General features: G+C 71.4%; 2 protein-coding genes. Both read left to right on the forward strand.

Annotated elements, in window-relative coordinates; all coding sequences use genetic code 11:
• The coding region (gene modB, locus GJ693_RS16175; protein WP_156257244.1) for a molybdate ABC transporter permease subunit at positions 1–555 on the forward strand (555 nt) is incomplete at its 5' end.
• A partial coding sequence (locus GJ693_RS16180; RefSeq protein ID WP_156257245.1) for an ATP-binding cassette domain-containing protein occupies positions 548–1,048 on the forward strand: 501 nt, incomplete at its 3' end. The genes modB and GJ693_RS16180, both read left to right, overlap by 8 nt.

The following is a 1,048-nucleotide window of genomic DNA, read 5'->3' on the forward strand; positions in this document are numbered from 1 at the left end:
CGCTGGCGCGGCCGGCCGCTGGCAGAGGCGCTGTTGCTGCTGCCGCTGCTGCTGCCGCCCACGGTGGTGGGCCTGGCGCTGCTTGTCGGGCTGGGGCCTGGCAGTGCCATCGGCGGCGCCTGGGCGGCGTTGACCGGCGGGCAACTGGTGTTCAGCTTTGCCGGCATCCTGATTGCTTCGGCGCTCGTCAACCTGCCGCTGATGGTGCAGCCCGCGCAGCGCGCGTTCGAAGCGGTGGGCGATGAGTTGCGGGCCGCCGCGGCAAGCTGTGGCCTCTCGCCGTTGCGGGCCTTTGCCAGGGTGGAGTTGCCGCTGGCCTGGCCCGGCCTTGCCACCGGCGCCGTGCTGGCCTTTGCCCACACGCTGGGCGAATTTGGCGTGGTGCTGATGGTGGGCGGCGCCATTCCCGGCCAGACGGCGACCCTGTCACTGGCGATCTACGACCGGGTTCAGGCCTTCGACATGGAAGGCGCGACCCGGCTGGCGCTGCTGCTGCTAGGCATCAGCCTGCTGGCAATCAGCCTGTTGTTCCTGTTGGGCCGTAGACGTGCCTGAGGGCCTTTCTGTCTCGCTGAACCGCGCCGGGCCGCTGGCGGTGGACGCCGCCTTTCTCGTGCCGCCGGGGCAGACGCTGGCTCTGGTTGGCCCATCCGGCGCCGGCAAATCCAGCATCCTGAAGGCCATCGCCGGGCTGGTTCCGACCAGTGGCACGGTGCAGGTTGATGGCGTGGCGTGGCACGGCCTGCCGGCCTGGCAACGGCCGGTGGGGCTGGTGCTGCAGGGCGGCGGCCTGTTCCCGCACCTCGATGCGCTGGGCAACGTCATGATCGCACAAGGCACGCCCGACCGCGACGCCGCGCAGGCGCTGCTGGTGGCGATGCAGATGGAGGGAGCGGTGACCCGCCGCCGGCCCTCCAGCCTGTCGGGCGGTGAACAGATGCGCGTTGCCCTGGCCCGCGCCCTGGCGCGCAATCCGGCCGTGCTGCTGCTGGATGAGCCGTTCGCGGCGGTTGATCCCCCCGTTCGCCGCGAACGGCTCATCCAGCAG

Source organism: Sandarakinorhabdus oryzae (assembly GCF_009733735.1).
Classification (GTDB): Bacteria; Pseudomonadota; Alphaproteobacteria; order Sphingomonadales; family Sphingomonadaceae; genus Sandarakinorhabdus; species Sandarakinorhabdus oryzae.